17 protein-coding genes are annotated in these 23,447 nt (G+C 34.3%); 10 read left to right on the top strand and 7 right to left on the bottom strand.

Going from position 1 to position 23,447, the window contains the following annotated elements:
- The first annotated feature begins 29 nt into the window (after positions 1-29).
- From PW52_RS02590 to PW52_RS02580, 3 genes are read left to right on the top strand one after another with little or no spacing between them, the layout of a single operon-like run.
- Positions 30-875 (top strand): ABC transporter ATP-binding protein, encoded by an 846-nt coding sequence (locus PW52_RS02590; RefSeq protein WP_044631371.1) that lies wholly within the window; start codon positions 30-32, stop codon positions 873-875.
- A 12-nt stretch (positions 876-887) separates the two neighbouring features.
- On the top strand, positions 888-1,706 hold the full coding sequence (locus PW52_RS02585; RefSeq protein WP_044631370.1) for an ABC transporter ATP-binding protein: 819 nt from the start codon (positions 888-890) through the stop codon (positions 1,704-1,706).
- Positions 1,707-1,756: 50 nt separating this feature from the next.
- Positions 1,757-3,031: an alginate export family protein gene (locus tag PW52_RS02580; protein WP_044631369.1), complete on the top strand. Its 1,275-nt coding sequence runs from the start codon at positions 1,757-1,759 to the stop codon at positions 3,029-3,031.
- Positions 3,032-3,188: 157 nt separating this feature from the next.
- Here the strand turns inward: PW52_RS02580 and PW52_RS02575 are convergent, their stop codons facing one another.
- Positions 3,189-4,655: a glutamate synthase subunit beta gene (locus PW52_RS02575; protein WP_044631368.1), complete on the bottom strand. Its 1,467-nt coding sequence runs from the start codon at positions 4,653-4,655 to the stop codon at positions 3,189-3,191.
- Position 4,656: 1 nt separating this feature from the next.
- Positions 4,657-9,174 carry a glutamate synthase large subunit gene (gene gltB / locus PW52_RS02570; RefSeq protein ID WP_240475137.1) on the bottom strand — a complete coding sequence of 1,506 codons (4,518 nt, stop codon included), beginning with the start codon at positions 9,172-9,174 and terminating at the stop codon, positions 4,657-4,659.
- A 465-nt stretch (positions 9,175-9,639) separates the two neighbouring features.
- Here gltB and PW52_RS02565 point away from each other — a divergent pair, with 465 nt between their 5' ends.
- From PW52_RS02565 to PW52_RS02550, 4 genes are all read left to right on the top strand, one after another.
- Positions 9,640-10,662, top strand: coding sequence for an outer membrane beta-barrel protein (locus PW52_RS02565; RefSeq protein WP_044631672.1), 1,023 nt, complete (start codon positions 9,640-9,642; stop codon positions 10,660-10,662).
- Between the two features lie 88 nt (positions 10,663-10,750).
- On the top strand, positions 10,751-12,016 hold the full coding sequence (locus PW52_RS02560) for an ammonium transporter (RefSeq protein ID WP_044631367.1): 1,266 nt from the start codon (positions 10,751-10,753) through the stop codon (positions 12,014-12,016).
- Positions 12,017-12,184: 168 nt separating this feature from the next.
- The gene (locus PW52_RS02555; protein ID WP_044631366.1) at positions 12,185-12,523 is read left to right on the top strand and encodes a P-II family nitrogen regulator; all 339 of its coding nucleotides are present in this window, start codon (positions 12,185-12,187) and stop codon (positions 12,521-12,523) included.
- Positions 12,524-12,547: 24 nt separating this feature from the next.
- Positions 12,548-13,795 (top strand): ammonium transporter, encoded by a 1,248-nt coding sequence (locus tag PW52_RS02550; RefSeq protein ID WP_044631365.1) that lies wholly within the window; start codon positions 12,548-12,550, stop codon positions 13,793-13,795.
- A gap of 100 nt (positions 13,796-13,895) precedes the next feature.
- On the opposite strand, the gene PW52_RS02545 is transcribed toward PW52_RS02550, so the two are convergent.
- Together PW52_RS02545 and tyrS are read right to left on the bottom strand one after the other, a co-directional pair.
- Positions 13,896-16,484, bottom strand: coding sequence for a phosphoenolpyruvate carboxylase (locus PW52_RS02545; RefSeq protein ID WP_044631364.1), 2,589 nt, complete (start codon positions 16,482-16,484; stop codon positions 13,896-13,898).
- Positions 16,485-16,916: 432 nt separating this feature from the next.
- Positions 16,917-18,212, bottom strand: coding sequence for a tyrosine--tRNA ligase (tyrS, locus tag PW52_RS02540; protein ID WP_044631363.1), 1,296 nt, complete (start codon positions 18,210-18,212; stop codon positions 16,917-16,919).
- Between the two features lie 86 nt (positions 18,213-18,298).
- Between tyrS and PW52_RS02535 the strand changes: the two genes are divergently transcribed.
- A complete protein-coding gene (locus tag PW52_RS02535; RefSeq protein ID WP_044631362.1) occupies positions 18,299-19,306 on the top strand; it encodes an NAD-dependent epimerase/dehydratase family protein in 1,008 nt (335 codons plus the stop codon).
- Here the strand turns inward: PW52_RS02535 and PW52_RS02530 are convergent.
- Genes PW52_RS02530 through PW52_RS02520 form a run of 3 tightly spaced genes read right to left on the bottom strand, consistent with a single transcriptional unit; the run spans position 19,284 to position 21,910 of the window.
- The gene (locus PW52_RS02530) at positions 19,284-19,835 is read right to left on the bottom strand and encodes a DUF4296 domain-containing protein (RefSeq protein ID WP_044631361.1); all 552 of its coding nucleotides are present in this window, start codon (positions 19,833-19,835) and stop codon (positions 19,284-19,286) included. The two genes, PW52_RS02535 and PW52_RS02530, sit on opposite strands and share 23 nt — an antisense overlap.
- A complete protein-coding gene (locus PW52_RS02525) occupies positions 19,832-21,181 on the bottom strand; it encodes a dihydroorotase (protein ID WP_044631360.1) in 1,350 nt (449 codons plus the stop codon). Before PW52_RS02525 ends, PW52_RS02530 begins: the two co-directional genes overlap by 4 nt.
- A gap of 6 nt (positions 21,182-21,187) precedes the next feature.
- Positions 21,188-21,910 (bottom strand): polyprenol monophosphomannose synthase, encoded by a 723-nt coding sequence (locus tag PW52_RS02520; RefSeq protein ID WP_044631359.1) that lies wholly within the window; start codon positions 21,908-21,910, stop codon positions 21,188-21,190.
- Positions 21,911-22,027: 117 nt separating this feature from the next.
- Here PW52_RS02520 and PW52_RS02515 point away from each other — a divergent pair, with 117 nt between their 5' ends.
- Positions 22,028-22,675: a DUF4271 domain-containing protein gene (locus tag PW52_RS02515; protein WP_044631358.1), complete on the top strand. Its 648-nt coding sequence runs from the start codon at positions 22,028-22,030 to the stop codon at positions 22,673-22,675.
- A 21-nt stretch (positions 22,676-22,696) separates the two neighbouring features.
- Positions 22,697-23,446: a uroporphyrinogen-III synthase gene (locus tag PW52_RS02510; protein ID WP_044631357.1), complete on the top strand. Its 750-nt coding sequence runs from the start codon at positions 22,697-22,699 to the stop codon at positions 23,444-23,446.
- Position 23,447 lies beyond the last annotated feature (1 nt).

Genomic DNA, 23,447 nt, shown 5'->3' with positions numbered 1-23,447 from the left:
TGGAAGGGAACACCCAAAACTTAAATAAAATGGCATATTTAGAATTAAATAATATAAATAAAACATATGGTACTGGAGATAATGCTTCAGAGGTATTATCGAATATAAACCTAACCATAGAAGAAGGTGAGTTTGTGGCGATTGTTGGGTTTACTGGAAGTGGTAAAACAACTTTGGTAAACTTAATTAACGGACTTATTACGCCTACATCGGGCGAGGTGCTTTTTAAAGGACAAAAGGTTGAAGGTACTAGCCATGAGCGTGGTGTTATTTTTCAGAATTACTCCTTATTACCATGGTTAACTGTGGGGCAAAATGTATATGTGGCGGTTAAAGAGGCTTTTCCTAAAAAGAGCAAAAAGGAGTTACAAGAGTTGGTGGCCGAATATATTGAAATGGTAAGTTTAACACCAGCAATTAATAAACGTCCAAAAGAATTGTCGGGTGGTATGCGCCAGCGTGTATCGGTTGCAAGAGCTTTAGCTATGGATCCGGAAATGATTATTATGGATGAACCGCTAGGTGCGCTTGATGCCTTAACTCGTGGAAATTTACAAGACGAAATTTTAAATATTTGGAGCCGTAACAAGCGTACTGCCTTACTTATTACAAATGATGTAGATGAAGGTATTTATATGGCAGATCGCATTATTCCGTTACGTCCAGGGCCAAAAGCAACTTTGGGACCAGAATTTAAAATTGATATTGAAAGACCTCGCGACAAAACCGAGCTTAACGATAATGCTAATTTTAAAGAAACCAGAAACGCCATTATTGAATATTTAATGGATATAGGAGATTCTCGCAAAGCGGAAGCGAATGCACCTATTGAATTGCCAGATTTACAACCAAAAAGCTTTGTAGGACGTTTTTAAAACCTTGAAATTATGATAACTCAAACACAAAATATAACAGAAAATGGCATTATTTTTCCTTCGGAAGATGTGATGCTAGATTTAAAAGATTTAAAGAAAGTTTACCCAACGCCAAAAGGTGATTATGTGGTGCTAGAAAACTTAAATCTACAAATTAAAAAGGAAGAGTTTGTTACTATAATTGGGCATTCAGGATGTGGTAAAACAACTATGCTTTCCATGATAGCAGGTTTAAACGAAATTTCTGGTGGTAATATTTCGGTTTTAGGAAACCATATTAAAGGTCCAGGTCCAGATCGTGGTGTTATTTTCCAAGCGCCAAGTTTAATGCCTTGGATGACGGCCTTACAAAACGTGCTTTTAGGTGTAAACCAAGTGTTTCCTCATGCTACCAAATCACAACGAAACGATATAGCTAAATATTATTTACAAAAAGTAGGTTTAGAAGATGCTTTTAATAAGCGTGCCAGCGAACTTTCTCAAGGTATGCAGCAGCGTGTTGGTATTGCCAGAGCATTTGCTATAAAGCCAAAAGTATTGCTTTTAGATGAGCCTTTTGGAATGCTAGATTCTTTAACTCGTGGCGAATTACAAGATATTTTAATTGAAATCTGGAATAAAGAAAAAATTACTGCCGTAATGATTACGCACGATGTAGATGAAGCTATTTTCCTTGCCGATAGAGTGGTAATGATGACTAGCGGTCCTCGTGCAAAAATTGGAGATGTTTTAAGTATTGATTTTGAACGCCCAAGAACACGTAAAGCAGTTTTAGAACACGACGATTATTACAAATACCGCAAACATTTAATTGACTTTTTAGAGCATTAAAAAACTAACAAAAAAATATAAACTAACACAAAACGTAAAATAATCAAAAAATGAAAAAACAAATAATTACTCTAGGACTATTATTTTTAGGTTGCTTGCAAGTAGCTAATGCACAATTTACCTTAGATGGTGAATTTAGACCACGTACCGAATACCGTCATGGTTTTGGAAGCTTAATTGCAGATGAAGCAGAACCTGGTTACGGGATTTCAACAAGAATTAGATTAAATTCTGGTTTTAAAACTGAAAAATATAAGGTATTTATTAGTTTACAAGATGTAATGGTTTGGGGAGAAAATCGCCAAATTTTACCTTACGACCAAAATAATTCATTTGGTGTTTTTCAAGCTTGGGGTGAATTGCAATTAGGAGGCGGATGGTCTACTAAATTAGGTCGCCAAGTTTTATCGTACGACGACCAACGTATACTTGGTGGTTTAGATTGGGCGCAACAAGGGCGTAACCACGATGCTGCTTTAATTAAGTATGCAAAAGATAGTTTTAAGCTTGATCTTGCTTTAGCATTTAATCAAGATTATAGCAATCCAACAGGGTTTGTGTCTTCTGGTACAGAATATAACACAACAGGTTTTTTCTCTTATAAAACCATGCAAATGTTACACTTAAGCAAAGCTTGGGATAAATTTTCAGGTAGCTTATTGCTTATGAATAATGGGTTTCAAGAATATGAAGATGATGGTGTAACAGGAGATGGTACAAGTAGTTTATTAACACTTGGTACGCACTTAAAATATAAAGCTGGTAAACTTGGTTTAGCTGCAAACGCTTATATTCAAACAGGTGACAGACAAAATGAAGTTGCTGTAAAAGGCGCATACGATGTAAGTTTAGATGCAACTTTTAAAGCTTCAGATAAAGTAACTTTAGGTGCTGGTGTAGAAATTATTAGTGGTAATGATGCAGATGCTGGAGAAACTGGTGCATTTTTCCCATTATATGGTACAAACCACAAGTTTAATGGGTTTATGGATTATTTTTATGTAGGTAATCATGCTAACTCAATTGGTTTAGTAGATATCCATGCTAGTGCAAACTTTAATTTAGGAAAAGGATCTAGCTTATTAGTAAAAGTTTTAAACTTTAGCGGTGAGCAAGAAATTACAGAAGGTGAAAAAGCTTTAGGTACAGAGTTAGATATTGTTTTTAAAAAGGCGTTTAAAGGTTATGCTTTAGTAGCAGGATATTCACAAATGTTTGCTGCCGATGGTATGTACGATTTAAAAGGTATTACAGAAGATGCTGCTGCAGGTGGACAAAACTGGGCTTGGGCTATGCTAGTTATAAAACCTAAGTTTTTAAACTAAGCGATAAAATTTTTGGTGGTTAACTTTTTTATTAAAGTTAATTTTATTGGTGAAAAAAAGGATCTCAACTTGAGGTCCTTTTTTGGTTTGAAATTGTTTTAAAAAAGGGTTCAAATCAAAATGAAGAGAACCCTGTTATTTTATTACTTTAATATTTTTAATGCAGCGCTACTAGATCACCACTAGCATCTTTTGTAGGTAAATCTGATTTACCCATAAGGTAAATATCAACCTGTCTTGCAGCTTCTCTACCTTCAGAAATTGCCCAAACAATCAACGATTGCCCGCGACGCATATCGCCAGCAGTAAAAATATTTGGAACATTTGTTTGATACTTGCCGTAATCTGCTTTGTAATTAGAACGAGCATCGGTTTTAATTCCTAATTTTTCGGCTAATGTACTTTCTGGTCCTGTAAAACCTAAAGCTAATAATGCTAAATCGCACGGCCAAGTTTTTTCGGTACCTTCTATTTCAATTAACTGTGGGCGTTGTCCTGGAACCATTTTCCATTCTACATTTACAGTTTTAAGAGCTGTAAGTTTACCATTTTCGTCTTTAACAAATTCCTTAGTGTTAATTAGCCAGTTACGCTCAACACCTTCTTGGTGAGAAGATGATGTTTTAAGCTGTAATGGCCAAAATGGCCAAGGCGTAGTTGGCGAACGGTGTCCCGGTGGTTTAGGCATAATTTCGAAATTGGTAACCGAATTTGCACCTTGACGGTTAGAGGTGCCAATACAATCCGAGCCGGTATCACCACCACCAATAACAATAACATCTTTACCTGTTGCTAGTACTTGGTTTTCTACTTTTTTACCAAAAACAACTTTAGTTTGTTGGGTTAAAAAGTCCATAGCTTGTACAACACCATCAGCATCGATACCTGGGGTTGGTAAGCTACGACGTTGGGTAGCGCCACCACATAAAACAACAGCATCAAAGGTTTTAAGTTCTTCGGTGTCGTAATTAACACCAACATGAACATTTGTTTTAAACGTAATTCCTTCGGCTTTTAAAATGGCTAAACGTCTATCTATAATTTCTTTTTCCATTTTAAAGTTAGGAATGCCGTAGCGTAATAATCCACCTATTTCATCATCACGTTCAAAAACAGTTACGGTATGTCCAGCACGGTTTAATTGTTGTGCGGTAGCTAAACCTGCAGGTCCAGAACCTACAACGGCAATAGTTTTGCCTGTTCTAGTTTTTGGAGGTTGAGGTTTAATCCATCCTTCTTTAAAGGCGCGTTCAACAATATTTTTTTCAATATTTTCAATAGAAATAGGGTCTTCTATAATGCCTAAAACACATGCTTTTTCGCATGGTGCAGGACATAAACGACCTGTAAATTCTGGGAAATTATTGGTTGAATGTAGTATCCAAGAGGCTTTTTGCCATTCACCTTGGTGAACCATATGGTTAAAGTCTGGTATTAAATTACCTAACGGACAACCGCTGTGGCAAAACGGAATACCACAATCCATGCAACGCGATCCTTGTTTCGTTATTTCTTCTTCACTTAAAGGGACTGTAAATTCTTTATAGTGTTTAACGCGTTCGTTAACGGGTTTATAAGTTTCGTCTTGTCTTTCAAATTCTTTAAATCCTGTTACTTTTCCCATCTTATTCAGCTATTTCTAATTCTTCAAACATTTCTTCTTCGGTTTCTAAGCGCTTCAATGCTTTTTTGTATTCGGTTGGCATTACTTTCACAAATTTCGATTGTGTCATATCCCAATTTTCAAGTAATTCTTTACCTAGGTTACTGTTGGTATAAAGCACATGTTTTTCGATTAATGTTTTTAATTCTTCGGCATCTTGGGATAACACTTCCTCGAATTCAATAGTTTCGGTGTTACATAAACCGTTTACAAATTTGTTGTCTGGATCGTAAACATAAGCAATACCACCACTCATGCCAGCTGCAAAGTTTCTTCCTGTTTTGCCTAGAACGACTACCTTTCCGCCTGTCATGTATTCACAACAGTGGTCACCAACACCTTCAACAACAGCGGTAGCTCCAGAGTTACGAACGGCGAAACGCTCACCAGCAATACCGTTTATAAAAGCTTGCCCATGTACTGCACCAAATAAACAAACGTTACCAATAATAATGTTATCTGCGGCAACAAAATCGGCACTAGCTGGTTTTTTAACAATTAGTTTTCCTCCCGATAAACCTTTTCCAAGGTAATCGTTGGTGTTTCCTTCTAATGTAAAGGTTAAACCATGAGCACCAAAGGCGCCAAAACTTTGTCCTGCAGAACCTTTAAAGTTAATATTCAAGGTGTCTTCAGGTAAGCCTAAATGACCGTAAATTTTCGATATTTCGTTACTTACAATAGCTCCAACCGTACGGTTTGTGTTTCTAATTGGATATTGAAGTGTCATTTTTTCTTTTCTATAAAGTGCACGGTGAGAATCTTTCAAGATGGTGAAATCTAAAACATTTTCTAACTCGTGGTCTTGTTTTTCGGTATTTTTAACTGTCATGTGCTTGTAAGCCGCTGGGCGATACAAAATGCTTGATAAATCTAACCCTTTAGCTTTATAGTGTTTAATAGCTCTGTTAGCATTAATTTTATGGGTTTGACCAACCATTTCTTCAACAGTTCTAAATCCTAATTGAGCCATAATACCACGTAATTCTTCAGCAATATAATAGAAGAAGTTAATAACGTGTTCTGGTGTGCCTTTAAAGTTTTTACGTAACTCTTTATCTTGAGTTGCAACGCCTACAGGGCAAGTATTTAGATGGCATTTACGCATCATAATACAACCTGAGGCTACAAGTGGTGCGGTTGCAAAACCAAACTCTTCAGCACCTAAAAGTGCAGCTATAGCTACATCGCGCCCTGTTTTTAATTGGCCATCACATTCAACAACAATTCTACTACGTAAATCGTTAAGCACTAAAGTTTGTTGTGCTTCGGATAAGCCAAGTTCCCAAGGTAAACCAGCATGTTTTAATGATGTTAAAGGCGAAGCACCTGTACCTCCGTCGTATCCAGAAATTAATACAACATCGGCTTTTGCTTTTGAAACCCCAGCGGCAATAGTGCCAACACCAACTTCAGAAACTAGTTTTACATTAATTCTAGCTTCGCGGTTTGCGTTTTTAAGGTCGTATATTAATTGCGCTAAATCTTCAATAGAATAAATATCATGATGTGGCGGCGGTGAAATTAAACCAACAAATGGTGTAGAGTTACGTGCGGAGGCAATCCATGGTAGTACTTTTTCTCCTGGAAGTTGACCACCTTCACCTGGTTTAGCACCTTGTGCCATTTTAATTTGAATTTCTTTGGCGTTTGTTAAGTAGTGTGATGTTACACCAAAACGACCAGAAGCCACTTGCTTAATCGCAGAGTTACGGCTGTCTCCATTCATATCTGGGTGAAATCGTTTTCTGTCTTCTCCGCCTTCACCAGAATTTGATTTTCCACCAATACGGTTCATGGCAATAGCTAAATTCTCATGAGCTTCACGAGAAATAGAACCATACGACATGGCACCAGTTTTAAAACGTTTAACAATATCGGTCCAAGGTTCTACTTCTTCAATAGGAATTGGATCTAAATTATCAAATTCAAACAACCCTCGAATAGTCATTAAGTTTTCGGCTTGTTCGTTTATAGCTTTAGAGTAAATATCGTAACTAGCTTGGTCGCTTAACCTAACGGCTTGTTGTAATTTTGCCACGGTTGTTGGGTTAAATAAGTGCCGTTCGCCATTTCTTCTCCAACGGTAATCGCCGCCAATATTTAAACTTAATCGTTTATCAATTTTGTTATCTGGATATGCTAATTTATACCGTTCGTTAATTTCTTTTTCAATTTCGTAAAGCCCTATACCTTCAATTCTTGAGGCTGTATATGGGAAATATTTTTCAACGAAAGCAGAATTGAAGCCAACAATTTCGAATATTTGAGAACCACGATAAGAGTGTAGGGTCGAGATTCCTATTTTATTCATGATTTTTAAGATTCCTTTTCCTATGGCTTTATTAAAGTTTTCAACCGCTTTATCTTCGTCTATATTTTTAATGAAGCCTTCTTTAACTTGCATTCGAATAATTTCGTTTACCATATAAGGGTTAATGGCGCTAGCTCCATATCCAAATAATGTTGCGAAATGATGTGGCTCACGAGGTTCTGCAGATTCAATAATAATATCGAAATAAGAACGCTTACGTAAACGGTTCATTTGATGGTTTACATAACTACAAGCTAAAAGTGCAGGAATAGGCGCGAATTCTTGATTTACACCTCTATCGGAAAGGATAATGATATTTGTCCCTCTATCTAGAGCTTTTTCAACTTGTACAATAATGTAATCAAGAGCGTCTTCAAGCCCGTTTAAACCTTGTGCTTTAGGATAAAGCATATGTATAGTTTCGGCTTTAAAGCTTTCAATGTCAATGGTTCTGATTTTTTCTAAATCGGCATTAGAAATTACTGGGTTTTGTATGCGTAGTTTTCTACATTGACGTTCTGTAATGCTAAAAATATTGCGGTCTTTACCGAGATTTAAACTAATATCGGTTACAATCTCTTCGCGAATACCATCTAATGGTGGGTTGGTTACCTGTGCGAATAATTGTTTAAAATAGTTTGATATAAGTTGAGGTCTATCAGAAAGTACTGCTAAAGGTGTATCAATTCCCATTGAACCAAGAGCTTCTTTGCCAACAATAGCCATTGGGGTAATTACTTCTTGAATATCTTCGAAGGTGTAATTAAATAAACGTTGTCTTGTTTTTATGTCAATAGTTTCAATTGGGCAAGTTTCGTTGGTGTAAGGTACATCTCGCAAATGCAGGCGTGTTTTGTCTAGCCATTCTTTGTAAGGGCGTTCTGAAACTATTTTACTTTTAATTTCTTCATCACTAATTATACGGCCTTCATTCATATCAACCAAGAACATTTTTCCCGGTTCTAATCTTCCGTGTTCTTTAATATCGGATGCTTCAACGTCTACAACTCCAACTTCCGAAGACATGATTAGTTTTCCACTTTTGGTAACGGTATACCTCGAAGGTCTTAAACCGTTTCTGTCTAATAGAGCACCAATATAATCGCCATCTGTAAATGGTACTGAAGCTGGACCGTCCCAAGGTTCCATAATACAGCCGTTATATTCGTAAAATGCTTTGCGATCTTCAGACATGGTTTTGTGTTTTTCCCATGCTTCAGGAATCATCATCATCATAATTTCTGGTAGAGAACGACCGGTATGCGTTAATAATTCAACTACCATATCCATAGATGCCGAATCGGACTTTCCTGGTAAAATTATAGGGAAAAGTTTGTGTATTTGTGGTCCAAAAACATCACTTTTCATAATTTCTTCACGAACACGCATTCTACTTACGTTTCCTCTAAGGGTATTAATTTCACCGTTTTGACACATAAAACGGAATGGTTGAGCCAATTCCCAGGTAGGCATAGTGTTGGTAGAAAAACGTTGGTGTACTAAAGCAAGTCTGGTAACTAAGTCTATTTGCTGTAAATCGGTATAGTATGGGCCAATGTCTTTTGGCATAATTATACCTTTGTAAATTAGTGTGGTAGTGGATAAACTTGGAATGTGAAAGTAAGCACTTTCCGAAATTTTTGATTTTCTTATAGTATGTTCAGCTATCTTTCTAGCCGCGTATAATTTAGCTTTAAATGTAGCTTCGTCTATAGCTTCATTTTTACCAATAAAAAGTTGTTCTATAATAGGTTCTGAAGCGCGAGCAATTTCACCTAATTGAGAAGAGTCAACAGGAACTTTACGCCATCCTAAAATAGAAAGTCCTTGTTCGGCAATTTCTTGTTCTAAAATGTTCTTGCAGAAAATATGTTGATTGTCGTTTTGTGGTAAAAAAATCATACCAACAGCGTACTCTCTAAAAGCGGGTAAACTAAAATCGCAAACACGAGTAAAATATTCGTGAGGAATGTCAATTAAAAGTCCGGCGCCATCACCAGTTTTTCCATCGGAGCTCACGCCTCCTCTGTGTTGTAATTTTACTAGGATTTCTAAGGCATCATGAATAATTTGGTTGGTCTTTTCTCCCTTTAAATTACAAATAAAACCTGCGCCACAATTTTCGTGTTCAAATTCGGGCGAATATAGTCCTTGTTTCTCCAGCATAGTCAGCAAATTTTGGATTAAAAAATAGAGTTGAATAGCTAAGATAGTTACAAGATATTAAATGGCAATAATGGGTGTTTCATTATTTCGATTTTTAAGGCGAAGTGAAGTTAAAAATAATTATCTGCTAATATATAAGGTGTTTTTTATTAAATATGCAATCATGGTTTTGTTAATAATAAATAGGGATAAGTGTTATTATGATAAAAAAGCAATAATTAAATAGCTATTATGATAGTATTTTTTGCGAAAAATTAGCAAAAACTCAATTTTAAGGTTTGTTAAAAAATCAAAAAATCAAAAAAAATCCAAAATACCTCTAAAAAAATAGGGTTAAAATTAGAATATTGATAAAAGTATCGGAAATACCCCTATTTTTTATGGGGGTTATAACTTTTTAGCATAGATTTACCTCACTCTTAAGAAAAAATTAACTAATAATTAAAACTAAAAATGAAAACAATTATGAAAAAAATTTTAACACTTTCATTGCTTTTTGTAGCGGCTCTAGGTTTTGCACAGGAAGAGGAAACTAGTAAACTTAGTATCAGCGGTAGTGTAGATGCATATTACCAAACCTATTTAACGGCACCAGATAATGAAGGTGTAAGTTTTGGAACTGCTTTTGCTGGTAAATCTGGTTTTGCTCTAGGTATGGCTAACTTAATTGTGAGCTATGAAGGTGAAAAAGCAGGTGCTGTGTTAGACCTAGTTACTGGTCCAAGAGGTGCAGGTGCTACTTTTAATTCAGATATCGTTGACGGAATCGTTAATCAAGCTTATGTTTACTGGAATGTCTCAGAAGGTACCACTTTAACTTTTGGTAGATGGAATACCTTTTTAGGATACGAGGTAATTGCTCCAGCTGCAAACTTCAACTATAGCTGTTCTTATTTATTCTCTAGTGGACCATTCTCACATATGGGTTTAAAAGCTGATTTTGCTTTATCTGATGATGTTAGCTTAATGTTAGCTGTAACTAATCCATGGGATACTAATGATGTTTCTATGACTGGTGAGTATGCTTTAGGTGCTCAGTTAGGATTTTATGGTCAATACTTAAACTTATACTACGATAGTGGTAAAAACGACGGTTTAGGTTTCGAAATCGATTATACTGGTGGTTTCGATGTATCCGATTCTTTCTTCTTAGGAATCAATGCTGCTTATAATGATAACAGTGAAATAGGTGGAGGGTTTTATGGAGCTGCTCTATATCCTCAGTTAGCAACTTCTGATAGTTTTTCTATTGGTTTAAGAGGTGAATATTTCGCAATCCATGGTGATGGTGACGATTTACCAAGCGTTTTCGCAACTACTTTAACAGGAAGTTATACTGTTGATAACTTAATTATTAAGCCAGAAGTTAGACTTGATGCATTAACTAATGTTGATAGCGGAGAATTTTATGGAAAATTCTTAGATAACGATGGTATGCCTAGCGAGAGCTTAGCTGCATTTACTTTAGCTGCAATTTATTCTTTCTAACTCAAACATATTAAACCCATACCCGTTTTTTATAAACGGGTTATGGCGTTTAAGAATTAAATTTTACTAACCATTAAATAAATAAATTATGTCAATGTTAAACATTCCTTTATTTTTTCAAGATACCGCTGCTGTAGAAGGCGATATGGGTATGCTTTGGATGTTACTATCCGGTATTCTTGTTTTCTTTATGCAAGCTGGCTTTACATTAGTTGAATCTGGTATGACTCGTTCTAAAAATGCGGTAAATATCGCTATGAAAAACTTTTTAGATATTTGTGTAGGTTCAATTACCTTCTGGCTTATTGGTTACTCTCTAATGTATGGTGATACCTCAAACGGATGGTTCTTCTGGGGCGGATTTATGCAAGGTGAAGGTGCCGATTTGTTCTTTCAAACTATGTTTGCAGCAACTGCAGCAACAATTGTATCGGGAGCTATTGCAGGTAGAACAAAATATACAACTTATATCATTTTTTCAGTATTAATGACTGCTGTTATTTATCCAATTTCTGGAGGATGGCAATGGCAAGGAGATGGTTGGTTAACTAATTTAGGTTTTATCGATTTTGCTGGTTCTTCAATTGTACACTCTGTTGGTGGATGGGCTGCATTAGTAGCTGCATTTATGGTAGGACCACGAATTGGAAAATACGTAGATGGTAAAGTAATGCCTATTCCAGGACACAATCAAATATTAGCTACTTTAGGTGTATTTATCCTTTGGTTAGGATGGTTTGGTTTTAATGGTGGTTCTCAATTAGCTTGGGGTGGCGATGATGCTACTGGAGCTTCAACTGTTGTTTTAATTACAAACTTAGCTGCTGCTGCAGGTGGTTTAGGTGCTTTGATTACTACTTGGATTTGGTATGGTAAGCCAAACTTAGCACAATCTTTAAATGGTGCTTTAGCTGGTTTAGTTAGTATCACTGCTGGTTGTGGTAATATGACTGCTGTTGGCGCTTTACTTGCTGGTTTAATAGGTGGTGTAATTGTAGTATTCTCAATAGAATTTATAGAGAAAAAACTTAAAATTGACGATGCTATTGGAGCGGTTTCTGTACATGGTGTGTGCGGTGCTTGGGGTACTTTAGTAATTGGTCTTTGGGGTGTAGATGGTGATACTGGTATTGGTTTATTCAATGGTGGTGGAGCTGCACAACTTGGTTCTCAAGCTATAGGTGTTCTAGCTTATGCAGTATGGGCAATTGTTTTATCTGCAATAGTACTAGGTATTTTAAAAGCTACTTTAGGATTACGTGTTACTGAAGAAGAAGAAATTAAAGGTCTTGATATTTCTGAGCACGGTTCTATCGCTTACCCAGGAAAAAGAGTTAGAGAATACGAAGAATAGTAGAATAATCCCTTTAAATAATTTACATAAAAAGATGCCTTATTTTAAGGCATCTTTTGTTATTTATATAATTGTTTAAATATTTCATATCTTGAGTGTGATCTTTTTTAAAATTTCATATTAATTATATAAATTGATAGACTAAATAAAAATTTTTAAGAACTAATTATGAAAAAAATTGAAGCAATTATTCGCAAATCCAAATATCGCGCGGTAAAAGAAGCCTTGCACGAAGTTGGTGTAAATTTCTTTTCCTATTGGGATGTTACTGGGTTGGGAAATGAAAAAGAAGGGCATGTTTATCGTGGAGTGACATATAGTACAAGCGATATTCAACGAAGATATTTGTCCATTGTAGTTAATGATGATTTTGCTGAGGCAACGGTCCAAGCAATCTTAAATTCTGGTGCAACCGGAGAAGTTGGAGACGGTAAAATTTTTGTATCGCAAATAGAAGAATGTTACCGAATTCGAACGGGTGAAAAAGGAGGAGATACTATAAAATAATTCAACAAAAATTAATTAACTAAAATGGAAATATTTACAACAAATAATGTATGGATGATGATCTGTACAGCACTAGTGTTTTTCATGCATATGGGGTTTGCCTTGCTTGAAATAGGTTTAACTAGGCAAAAAAATACGATAAACATACTGTTTAAAAATATATTTATAATTACTGTAGGCTTGCTTCTGTATTGTTTGGTAGGTTTTAATTTAATGTATCCTGGAGAATTTAATGGTTTTATTGGTTTTGCTGGTTTTGGTCTAGACGCGCCGTTAACAGATCAAGGATCACTCGATTTAAGTTATAATGAAGGTTACACTTATTGGACAGACTTCTTATTTCAAGGCATGTTCGCGGCTACTGCGGCAACCATAGTTTCTGGAGCGGTTGCAGAGCGTATGAAAATTGGTCCATTTATGATTTTTACGCTCGTTTATGTAGGTTTAGTATACCCAATTGTAGGATCTTGGCAATGGGGTGGTGGGTTTTTATCTACATTTACAATTGGAGAAACCGAAGGTTTTTACGATTTTGCAGGTTCTACGTTGGTGCATTCTGTTGGTGGTTGGGCTGCAGTAATTGCAGTTTGGTTATTAGGTTCAAGAATAGGCAAGTTTAATAAATTTGGCAAGCCAGAGGCTATACCAGGTCACAATATCCCTTTAGCCACTGGTGGTGTCTTAATTTTATGGTTAGGATGGTTTGGGTTTAACGGAGGTTCGGTACTTTCTGCAGATCCAGAATTAACATCTTTAGTACTTGTAACAACATGTTTGGCAGCAGCAGCAGGAGGTATAGTTTCTATGTTAATATCAACAATTATGTATAAAAATTTAGATTTGACGATGTTCTTAAATGGAATTTTGGGTGGTTTAGTTGGAATTACTGCGGGTGCAGACCAAATGAGCCCAATAGATGCTATTTTAATTGGTGGTATTGCTGGGGCCTTAATTGTATTTGCTGTAAGTTTAATAGATAAATTGAAATTAGATGATCCTGTTGGTGCTATTGCAGTACATTTAGCCTGTGGTATATGGGGAACAGTAGCAGTTGGTATTTTTGGAGCTAAAGCAGGGGTCGATCAGTTTTTAATTCAATTAATAGGCGTAGGTTCGTATGCTGTATTTTGTGTTGTAAGTGCTTTTATAATTATTTTCACTTTAAAGAAAACCGTTGGAATTAGAGTTTCCGAAAAGGAAGAACTTGAAGGTTTAGACGCGCATGAACATGGTATGGATGCCTATCCAGATTTTAGATTGAATGAGCATTAATAAAAATGTACATTTTAATAAAATAATAGGAATAATTAAACTAAAAAAGGATGTAAATTTTTTAATTTACATCCTTTTTTAGTTTATTAAAAGATAATATTTATGCTGAATTTCTACTCGCGTTAATATTTCCAAATAAGGAGCGTGTTACTATTTTCTCAAATACCTTACGTTCTTCATTGTCGGCAGGAACACCTTCTCTATCGAAATTTTGAATCTTTTTTAAAGCATATTGCTGTATTGTTAATAACGGCAATACAATAGATTCTCTAACTTGAATAGAAGCTTTCCCAGCGGGCTCATTTTCCATTAGTTCAGTGTATCCTGTTAGTTTTAATAGTAAACGTTTTGTTGTTAAATATTCTTCATGTATAATATTCCAAAAGGCACCAAATTCTTCGTCTTTAGACATGTATTTAGTTAAATCGAAGAACGATTTGGTTAAAGACATCATACTGTTTTCTAGTAATGTTTTAAAGAATTTAGAATTTTTATAAAGCTGTTCTACTTTATAAAATTCTCCGCTATCTTCATATTTTTTTAAGGCTGTACCAACACCGTAAAAACCAGGGACATTTTGTTTTAATTGACTCCAAGATCCAACAAAAGGGATGGCTCTTAAATCTGAGAAAACTAATTTATCTGATTTTCCACGTTTTGATGGTCTGCTTCCAATATTAGTTTTGGCGTAATACTTTAAAGTACTCATACGTTCTAAATATGGAATAAACATTGGATGGCTTTTAAAATTTTTATAGGTTTGGTAGCTAGTTTCAGCTAAATCATCCATAACTACGGTATCTTCTTTTGATAAGCTGTTGTCTCCACCAATTCTATTTTTAATTCCAGAAGTTATTAGCTGTTCTAGGTTGTAGCGCGAAGAATCTAAAGTACCAAAATTAGAGCTAATAGTTTGCCCTTGTATGGTAATTTGTACTTCTTTGTCTTCAATTGTAGGGCCTAAAGATGAGTAAAAATTATGTGTCTTACCGCCACCACGTGCTGGTGGTCCGCCACGGCCATCAAAAAATATAGCCGTAATATCGTATTTTCTAGACATTTCTGTTAGCAGTTCTTTGGCTTTATAGATTCCCCAGTTTGCCATTAAATAACCACCGTCTTTTGTTCCATCGGAGAACCCTAGCATTATAGTTTGTTTGCTTCCTCTTGCTCGTAAATGTGCCATGTAGGCTTCGTTGGTGTACAATTGTTCCATTACTTTTGGTGCATTTTCAAGATCTGGAATCGTCTCGAAAAGTGGTGCAACATCTACGGTTAATTCTTCTTTAAAACCAACCATTTTTAGCATAGCAAATAATTGCATTACGTTTAGTGCGGTTTGGTTATTACTAATTATATAACGGTTTGCACCACGTTCACCATTGGTTTGTTGTATGTTTTTTATTATTGAAATAGTTTTTAGAGTATTTCTTACCATTTCGTCTTCAAAAGTATCTAAATCGTGAACATGATCGTTGGCTTTTGACAGAATTTCAATTTGTTCAGCTTCAGATAAATCGTGATAATTATTTGGGAAGGATGAGTTTCCTTTTTCAATTAAATGATCGATTACAGTTGTAAATACCGAATGGTGAATGCGACTATCTTGACGAATATCTAAGGTTGCAAAATGGTATCCAAATAAATGTACTCGATTAATTAAATCGTTTATTTCATTAACGTATAACGATTGATGCTCGCTTACCACAATATCTCTAATACTTAGTAACTCGCGGATAAACTCTTTTGCTGTTAGGGTTTCACTTGTTATTTGGTTTATACTATAATTATACATTATAGTTTCAAGTTTAATAACACGTTCTTCAACACCTCTAAAAGTTAATTTTCGTCTTAAATCTTTTAAATCACTGTAATATTTCTTTAAAATAGCTTGCTTAAGTTTAGCTGCTACTTTAAGCGTGGTATCTGGTTTAACAAAAGGGTTGCCATCACGGTCGCCACCTGGCCAAAAACCAATGTTTATAATTTCGTTATGTCTTTTGCTATCGTCGTAAATATTTTGTTGTATATAGTTGTAAATGTCTCCAAACGATTTATAAAAGACATTTTCTAAATACCAAATTAAGCTTTTCGCTTCTTGATATGGCGAAGGTTTTTCTCGTTTAAAAAACGGGGTTTTTCCTAATTGTCCAAAAAGGTTGTTAATTTTATTTAAATCGTTATCTTTTATGGCTTCGGTTAAATCTGTAATAATTCCTAAGACTGACCCTGGATAGAATTGGGTAGGGTGTGCTGTTAAAACAATACGCACTTTAAACTCTTCAAGATAATCTTTGAGTTCTTCTAGTTTATTTTCGGAAGCTGCAGCTTCTTTTAAATTTCGTAATGTCCCAATACCTTCCATATTGTTTACCGTTGGGAAAGCGGCATCTTCAATCGCATCGAAAAGTACAACTTGGCGTTCTATATATTGTATAAAACGAAACAGTAAATTTATTTGACTTTCTTCACTTCGACGTGCTTGGTATTTTTTAAAAAAAGTTTCTACAATAGTTGTTGGGTCATCACCTTGTTTAAACCCTTTTTCACAAGTTTCGTGAAATAAAGGTAAAAGGACGCCGGTTTTTGTAACAGCATCGAATGGTAATGTCATAAATATACTATTGTATATTTGGTATTTTGATAAAACACTTTGTTTAAATCGGATTAATTTTGGCTCTACAGACATATGTTCTTTTTCTATTGAGAATGAAACATAAAAATACTAAACCAAAAATTAAACTACGAACGAAATCTTAAGTTTTATTGATATTTTTAATTAATTAACGCTTAATTTTATTTTGTTAAATAAATAGCGATTTTATTTATTAGAAGTTGAAACAGGCCTGATTTTGTTCTGTATTAGGATTAAATGATTTTTAGTTTTGTGTTGTCTTTTGCACGTTGGCCGTTGGGAATTTTAGCGTTTTTAGATATGGTTTTTTAAATGGCGATTGCTAGTTTTCGAGAAAACAAACTTCGTGATAAAATAAATTAATAGTAAATATTTTTGCATTAACAACCGCAAATTTAAACTAAATATTAGTTTTTATTTTTTTTGTTTAAACTAGTAAAAAAAGAGTTTGTTTTATAATAATAAAATTAAGTAGTTTTGATCTTATTAAATAATTTGAAGCACAAAGTAGTTCTTTTTACCACGTTGAAGCAGTATAAATTTCTTGTTTATTAAGTCTGCATTTGTAAGTGTATAGTCGTCTTTTACTTTTTCTTTATTAACAGAAATTGAATTTTCTTTTAAAGCACGACGCGCCTCGCTATTAGATTTTAAGAAGTTACCTTTTTCGGCTAAAGCGGCAATCATGTCTAAACCGTTTTCAATATCTTCCTTGTTAATTTGTGTAAGTGGTACGCCATCAAAAACATCTAAAAAGGTTTGTTCGTTTAGGGCTTTTAAGTCTTCAGAAGTCGATTTACCAAATAAAATATTACTGGCTTTTACGGCATTGTCTAAATCTTCTTTAGAGTGCACCATTGTGGTAATTTCTTCGGCTAAACGTTTTTGCAAAACACGTAAATGCGGTGCTTGTTGGTGCTCTTCAATTAAAGCAGTAATGTCGTCTTTACTTAAAAAGGTAAATATTTTGATGTATTTCTCGGCATCAATATCGCTTGTATTAAGCCAATATTGGTAAAATTTGTAAGGCGAAGTGCGGTTAGCATCTAACCAAATGTTGCCGCCTTCGGTTTTTCCAAATTTAGTACCATCTGCTTTTGTAATAAGTGGCCAAGTTAAGGCGTAACCTTTACCACTATCAATACGTCTTATTAATTCTGTTCCGGTCGTGATATTTCCCCATTGGTCGCTACCACCCATTTGTAAAGTACACTGTTTTTCGCGGTAAAGTTGTAAAAAATCGAAACCTTGAACTAGTTGGTACGTAAACTCGGTAAAACTCATACCAACAGAAGCTTCAGACGATAATCGTTTTTTTACCGAATCTTTAGCCATCATATAGTTTACAGTAATATGTTTACCAACATCGCGAATAAATTCTAAAAACGAAAAGTTTTTCATCCAATCGTAATTATTCACAATTAAAGCAGCGTTTTCAGCATCGCTATCAAAATCTAAAAAACGAGATAATTGTTCTTTAATAGCATCTTGGTTATGTCTTAAAGTCGCTTCGTCTAATAAATTACGTTCGGCCGATTTTCCCGAAGGATCGCCAATCATGCCAGTGGCACCGCCAACAAGCGCAACAGGTTTGTGTCCAGCTAATTGAAAATGTTTTAAGCCCATAACACCAACCAAATGGCCAATGTGTAAAGAATCTGCAGTAGGATCTATGCCAACATACGCCATTCGCATAGCTTCCATTAAATGTTCTTCGGTGTTTGGCATAATGTCTTGTATCATGCCTCTCCAAGTTAATTCCTCAACAAAATTCTTTATCATGTTCTCCAATTTTTTAAAACTACCGCAAATATAAAAATACGCTTATAATTACACTTCAATTCTTAATAATTCTTTACATTCGTTATATGATTTTAGTAACAGGAGGAACCGGTTTAGTAGGTGCGCATTTACTTTTTACCTTGGTAAATAATAACCAAAAAGTGCGTGCTATTTACAGAAACGAACGTAAGTTTAGTAATGTAAAAAGCGTGTTTTCTTGTTATACAAATGATGTAGATGCGTTATTTAATAAAATTGAATGGGTTGAAGCTAATATTTTAGATATTCCAACCTTATCTGAAGCTTTTATAAATGTAACTTATGTTTACCATTGTGCTGCGTTTGTAAGTTTTGAGCCTAATAAATACGATGTTTTAAAGAAAACGAATATTGAAGGTACCGCTAACGTTGTAAATTTAGCTTTACAGTACAATATTAAAAAACTGTGCTATGTTAGTTCTATTGCTACTTTGGGCGACGAACTAAATAATAAACCAATTACCGAAGCTACAATTTACAATCCTGAAAGCGATAACAGCGTTTATGCTATTACCAAATATGGTGGCGAAATGGAAGTTTGGCGTGCAACCCAAGAAGGTTTAAATGCGGTAATTGTAAACCCCGGTTTAATTTTAGGTCCTGGAATTTGGCGTTACGGCACAGGTAATTTTTTTAAACGTGCCCAAAAAGGAATTTCGCATATTACTTCTGGAACCGTTGGAATTGTTTCGGTTAACGATGTAGTTGCTGTAATGATACAGTTAATGGAACGTAATATTACGGATGAACGTTTTATTTTAGTTGCCGAAAATTGGACTTATAAAAAGCTGTTACAAACTTTGGCCAAATCGGTTAATGGGAAAGTTCCAAAAACTATGGCGAAACCATGGCTTTTAAATTTAGCTTGGCGTTTCGATTGGGTTTTTAGTAAAATTACTGGTAAACGTAGGCACTTAACAAAACATTTAGTAGAATCGTTAACAACAGAAACGTATTATAGCAGCGATAAAATAAAGGAAGCTATTAATTACGAGTTTACTTCGGTTAGCGAAACCATTAGCAAAATTGGAGCTATTTACTTGAAGCAGGCGTAATTAATTTAACCTTGTCGGGATTTGGTCTTAAATCTTTCTTAAGTTTAGCGCTTAAAATGGAATCTTTATTTAGTGTAGTTTTCGATTTGTCTACTTTTTCTGAAAATGCAATAGAATCTTTAGTTGCTTGAATAGCAATTATAGAATCTTCCTCTTTTTTAGTGGCATTCTTCCATTCTGCAGCTTCTTGTTTTTTAAAGGCTTCTTTTAACGCTTCAAGACTATCTTTTACTTTTTCGTAAATAGCCTTGTATTCTTCTACATGAAATGCGTAATAATTATTGCTTAATGCAAATTGTGTGCTGTCAATATTGTGCTTTTTATAAACAAAGGTTGTAATATCTATACCATGTTCTTTCATTATTCTTTTTTCAACCGAACTCGATGCTCCTATAAGTTTAGAGTCGATTAAAATATCGACCATTTTTTCCTTAGAAATTAGGTTCTCAGGTTTTTTAGGTTCCTGCTTACTATAGCAAGCCATAAAACCTAAAATACTAAAAAGTGCTATGAAAGTTTTTAATTTCATCGGTTAAAAGTTAATCGTTTGGCGTGTTTTGTTTCGCTAAACTTGGCGTTGTGATAAACTAAGTTACCATTTAAAATGGTATGTGTTATTCTAGATTTAAAGGTTGAACCCTCGAAAGGCGACCAACCACATTTGTATAATACGTTGTTTTTATTTACTGTCCATGGGTTGTTTAAATCTACCAAAACTAAATCGGCATAAAAGCCTTCTTTAATGTAACCACGTTTTTCAACTTGAAACAAAATAGCAGGGTTATGACACATTTTTTCTACAATTTTTTCGATAGAAATTTTACCGCGATGGTGCATTTCTAAAAGGGCAGGTAAGGCGTGTTGTACTAACGGGCCGCCCGACGGTGCTTTAGTATAAACGTTTTGTTTCTCGGTTAAAGTATGTGGAGCATGGTCGGTTGCAATAACATCTATACGATCGTCGAGTAACGCTTTCCAAAGTTTATCGCGGTCTTTGGCGGTTTTTACTGCTGGATTCCATTTAATAAAAGTGCCTTTTTTATCGTAATCTTCATCTGTAAACCATAGGTGATGAATACAAACTTCGGCTGTAATTTTTTTATCTTTTAATGGAATTTTGTTCGAAAATAATTCGGTTTCTTTTCCTGTTGATAAATGAAAAACATGTAAACGTGCTCCCGTTTTTTTAGCTAATTCAATTGCTTTTGAAGATGATAAGTAGCATGCTTCTTCGCTACGAATAATTGGATGATATTTAATAGGAATATCGTCGCCAAATTTTTCGATGTGAGCTTCAAGATTTCGTTTTATAGTGCCTTCGTCCTCGCAATGTACCGAAATTACTAAATTGGTGCTTTTAAATATTTTTTCTAAAACCTCTGGGTCGTCAACAAGCATATTTCCTGTTGATGAACCTAAAAATAGCTTTAAACCAGCAACGGCTTTTTCATCTAACTTTAAAATTTCATCTAAATTATCGTTGGTTCCACCAAACATAAATGAATAATTAGCGTACGATGATTTTGCAGCTATAGCAAACTTTTCTTCAAGCTTTTCAATGGTAGTAGTTTGCGGCTTTGTGTTGGGCATTTCAATAAAAGAAGTAATACCACCAGCAATAGCTGCTTTACTTTCGGTTTCTATATTTGCTTTTTGCGTTAAACCAGGCTCTCTAAAATGCACCTGATCGTCGATTGCTCCAGGAAGTAAATATTTGCCTTCGGCATCGATAATTTTTACATCGGCCGATTTTGCACTTATCGAGCTATCTATTTTTGTAATAATAGCTCCTTCAATTAAAACATCGCCATTAAAAATAGTGCCTTCGTTAACTATTTTGGCATTTTTTATAAGAGTGGTTTGTGCAGTTGTCATGTTGTTTTATTTTGTGAACAGGCTTTTTACTTTCATGGAAATAACTCCAAAAATGGCTTCGGAAATAATACCTCCGCTTAATTTGCTTTCGCCTTTAGTTCTGTCAGTAAATATAACTGGAACTTCCTTAATTTTAAACTTTTTTAAGTAGGTTTTAAATTTCATTTCTATTTGAAAAGCGTAGCCAATAAACTTAATTTTATCTAGATTTATTGTTTCCAGTACAATGCGTTTATAACATACAAAGCCAGCTGTTGTATCATGAATTTTCATCCCGGTAATTAAACGAACGTATTTTGATGCGACATACGATAGTAAAACACGACCCATAGGCCAATTCACTACATTTACCCCTGTTACATAACGCGACCCAATAGACATGTCTGCACCATCGTTATGGCAGGCTTGATAAAGTTTTGGTAAATCGTTAGGGTTATGCGAAAAATCGGCATCCATTTCAAAAATATAGTCGTATTTTTTCTCGATACACCATCTAAATCCGTGAATATACGCGGTGCCTAATCCCGATTTTTTTGTTCTTGTTTCTAAAAAAAGCCTATTCGTGTAGTCGCGTTGTAAAGCTTTAACCTTTTTCCCAGTTAAATCGGGAGAATTATCGTCGACCACAAGCACATGAATATAGTTCGATTGACTAAAAACGGCTCTTATAACAGCTTCAATATTTTCAATTTCATTATATGTAGGAATAATTACTACAGCCCCAATCATATTATCATACTTAACTTTTCAAACAAATTTTAGCAAATGTAAGCTATTCAAATTTTATTTTTTTTAAATATTCCTTAATAAAAATCAATCTAAAAAAAAATGTGATAATTTTATAGCATGATTAGAACCATTGTTTCAAACGAATTATTTACCATACTATTAACCTTAGGTTTAATGGTAATTGCTGTAGCTAGAATGGTATCGCCAAAACGATTTGAAGATTTTGTTATTGTTTTAATTAATAATAAATATTTAAAAATATATTCACGCGATCAGAAGTTTTTAGATAAGTTTGATGGACTCCTTTTTGGAAACCTAATATTATCGTTGTCGGTATTTTTTTATTTATTTTATCAATTAACAATAGAAAGTAACGAGGTTTCTTTTAACGAAATATTTAAACTAGCAGTAGGTGTTACGGCTTTTATATTAATAAAAGTACTATTAGAACGATTAATTGCTAGTGTTTTTCAAATTGATAAATTAATAGATTACTATCTTTTTCAAAAAATAACTATTAAAAATTTTTTCGGTTTAATTTTATTACCGGTTAACGCTTTGTTACTTTATAGTTTAAAACCAACATTGATGCATTTTTATGTTGTTATTATATTGTTATTAACTGTAAATTTTATTGGGCTAATTGCTTCATTTAAAACGTATCAAAGTGTAATAAAAGATAATATATTCTATTTTATTTTGTATCTTTGCGCTCTTGAAATTGCACCCTATGTAATTTTATATAAGGTGTTTATTAGTAAATAACACAATTTAATTGCGCTTAATATGAAAGTAAAAACCATTTTAGTATCTCAACCAGAACCTAAAATAGAGAACTCGCCTTACTTTGATTTACAGGAAAAACAGCGTGTAAAAATTGATTTTAGACCTTTTATACATGTAGAAGGTGTTTCTGCTAAAGAAATTAGACATCAAAAAATCGATTTAAGTAATTATACGGCTATTATTTTAACAAGTAGAAATGCCGTAGATCACTTTTTTAGGGTTGCTGAAGAAATGCGTTTTAAAGTTCCCGATACTTTAAAATATTTTTGCCAAAGTGAAGCTGTGGCGTATTATCTTCAAAAATATGTGGTTTATAGAAAGCGTAAAATTTATGTTGGTAAACGTACATTCGCTGAGCTTACACCGCTTATAAAAAAATATAAGGATGAAAAATTCTTATTACCAAACACCGATAAGGTAAAACCAGAAGTGCCACAAACGTTAGATGCTTTAGGAGTAGATTGGAAACAAGCTACTTTTTATAAAACAGTTGTAAGTGATTTATCTGATTTAGAAAATGTTACTTATGATGTTTTGGTGTTTTTTAGTCCATCTGGAATTGAGTCGTTGTTTAAAAACTTTCCAGATTTTAAGCAAAACGAAACCAGAATTGCTGTTTTTGGAAATACAACTATTAAAGCTGTTGAGGAAAAAGGTTTACGTGTAGATATTGCTGCACCAACACCTGAAACACCGTCAATGACTATGGCTTTAGAAAAGTATATTGAACAAGCTAATAAGGCGAAGTAAA

Origin of the sequence: Neotamlana sedimentorum, from assembly GCF_000943565.1 — a bacterium.
In the GTDB taxonomy this organism is placed as follows: Bacteria; Bacteroidota; Bacteroidia; order Flavobacteriales; family Flavobacteriaceae; genus Neotamlana; species Neotamlana sedimentorum.
Note: the sequence above shows the minus strand (reverse complement) of the source record. Positions and strands in the feature narration are given on the sequence as shown.